The organism is Streptomyces calidiresistens (genome assembly GCF_014141525.1).
In the GTDB taxonomy this organism is placed as follows: domain Bacteria; phylum Actinomycetota; class Actinomycetes; order Streptomycetales; family Streptomycetaceae; genus Streptomyces; species Streptomyces calidiresistens.
In genome coordinates this window covers 1-2259 of the sequence record NZ_VKHS01000830.1, presented here as the reverse complement: position 1 = coordinate 2259, position 2259 = coordinate 1, and the positions used below count along the sequence as shown (strand labels likewise).

Sequence of the window (2259 nt, the reverse complement as noted above, 5' to 3'; positions counted from 1 at the left end):
GGGTCAGGGCTCGCCGACGGGTGCGGGGGAGCGGCGGTCCGTCCCGCCGGTCGGTGGGGCGACGGCGCCCGGGGCGCCGGGAACCGGAGGGGGAGCGGCTCCCACCGCCTCCTCCACGGAGGCCTTGTCGGAGGCCTTGTCGGCACCGGCGCGTTCGCGGTCCATCTCCCGCCATTCGGGCCGCAGTCCGGCCAACAGGGTCGCCGCGAGGTAGATCCCGCCGGCGACCGCCAGGGCCGGAGCCCAGCCGAAGGCGGTGACGGCCGCGCCGGCCAGCAGCCCGCCGAAGGGGATGCCGATCCAGGCCAGGGCGTCGAGCAGGCCGCCGACCCGCCCCAGCAGGTGCGGGGGGATGCGTTCGAAGATCACCGCGGTCAGCACCGGGTTGAGGAAGCCCGAGCCGAAGCCGGCCACCGCGAACACCGCCAGCGCGACCCCGAGGTGGGCGTCGAGGGCCAGCACCAGGAAGCGCGGCGCCCCCACGGTCAGCAGACCGGCGAAGAAGACCAGGCGGCGTCCGAGCCGGTGGCCGATGGCGGTGATGACCAGGCTGCCGAGGATCGCCCCGGCTCCCATGACGGCCACCAACAGACCCAGGGCGGCCGGACCGTTGCCGCTCTCCCGTGCCCAGACCGGCATCAGGACGGCGGCCATGGCGCTGTCCAGGAGGTTGATCACCGCGATCAGTGCCGCGATCACCATCAGGAGCCGGTCCCGGCGCAGGAAGGCGAAGCCCTCGGCCAGGCGGCGCCAGTAGCCGATGTCGTCCTCCGGGGTCGCGGGCTCCTCGGCCGGGGCGCCCATGTCCCGGGGCACCACCACGGTGACCACCAGCCAGCCCAGGGCGAAGCAGACGGCGTTGAGGACGAGGGCGGGCAGGGGGCCGACCCAGGCCACCAGTGCGCCACCGGCCGCCGGGCCGACGGTCAGGGCCAGTCGTTCGGTCACCCCCGCCAGTCCGGTGGCCCGTTCCAGCGGCAACCCGCTGCGCCGGGCGGCCTCGGGGATCATCACTCGCTTGGCCAGGTCGCCGGGCCCGCGGGTGAGGCCGATCAGCGCGACCACGACGAGCAGCCCCCACATCGGGAGGGCGTCGAGCACGTGCAGCAGCGGGACGAGGGCGACGGCGAGGGCGCTGAAGACATCGGCCACCCGGGAGACCCGTCGGGGCCCGAGCCGGTCCACCAGCGGACCGCTGAACGCCTTGGCCGCCACGTAGGGGGCCATCTCGCAGAAGGCCACCACCCCGGTCCACCCGGCGCTGCCGGTGGTGACCAGCACGTACCAGGGCAGGGCGATGGAGGAGACGAAGGTGCCGGTCAGGGCGACGGAGAGGGCGGCGAGGACCCCGGAGACGGGGCGCCAGCGGGCTATTCGGCCGAGCACGTCGTCCCCCGGGACGTCCCGTGTCCCGTCCCGTCCGTCGTTCCCCCCACCCGGTTCGGTGGTGTCGGCGGGGGTGCTCACGGAGCACCCTCCCCCGACTCCGCGGGCGCGCCGGTCGCCGGATCGGTCGGCGGGCGGACCGGGGTGTCGGCCGGTGGGGCGGGCTCCTCCGGCAGGGGGAGGACGTGCACGACGACGGAGACCGGTTCGGCACCCGTCCGTCGTTCCCCTTGCTCCGCGCCGGGGTCGTCCGCCGGGTACCGGGAGAGAACCTCCCGGAGTTCCGCGCCCAGCCGGGAGGCCTCCTCCGGGGTGAGGCGCAGTCGTACGTCACCCAGGCTCAGGGCGTGCCGCCAGGGGGTGGGGGAGGTCGGCAGGTGGGCGAACGCCTGCTGGGTCTGTGAGGCGTGCACGGCGGCCACCGATTGGAGGTAGGCCAGGGCGGCGGACGGTTCGCGCTCGATCAGCCCCGGGTCGTCGAAGCGGGTGAACCGGTGCACCGCGCGCCACCACCGCTCGCGTCCACCCGGCCGCTCGGGGTCCTCCTCGACGAATCCGGCGGCGGCCAGTTGGCGCAGGTGGTAGCTGGTGGCCCCGGAGTTCAGGTCGAGCCGGTCGGCGAGGCGGGTGGCGGTGGAGGGCCCGCCGGTGCGCAGCAGGCCGAGCAGCCGCACCCGCACCGGGTGGGTCAGGGCGCGCAGGCCCGGGGCGTCGAGGACGACGGTCTCGGCGGGCCGCGCCCCGGGCTCCGCCGGGGGCGGGGACTGGTCGGAGGTCATGCCCCCACGATAGAACGCAAAGCTTTCTTTGCAAAGATTTCTTTGTGGTTCCGGGTGGTCACGCCGGGCGGGCCCGTCGGGGGAGGGGCGGTCC

Annotated in this window: 2 protein-coding genes; both read right to left on the bottom strand. The window is 75.3% G+C overall.

The window, feature by feature from the left end; all coding sequences use genetic code 11:
- Positions 1-3 precede the first annotated feature (3 nt).
- Entirely contained in the window at positions 4-1386 is a 1383-nt protein-coding gene (locus FOE67_RS23215) for an MFS transporter (protein ID WP_182666794.1), read from the bottom strand.
- 77 nt (positions 1387-1463) lie between these two features.
- Positions 1464-2165: an ArsR/SmtB family transcription factor gene (locus tag FOE67_RS23210; RefSeq protein WP_182666793.1), complete on the bottom strand. Its 702-nt coding sequence runs from the start codon at positions 2163-2165 to the stop codon at positions 1464-1466.
- Positions 2166-2259: the final 94 nt, after the last annotated feature.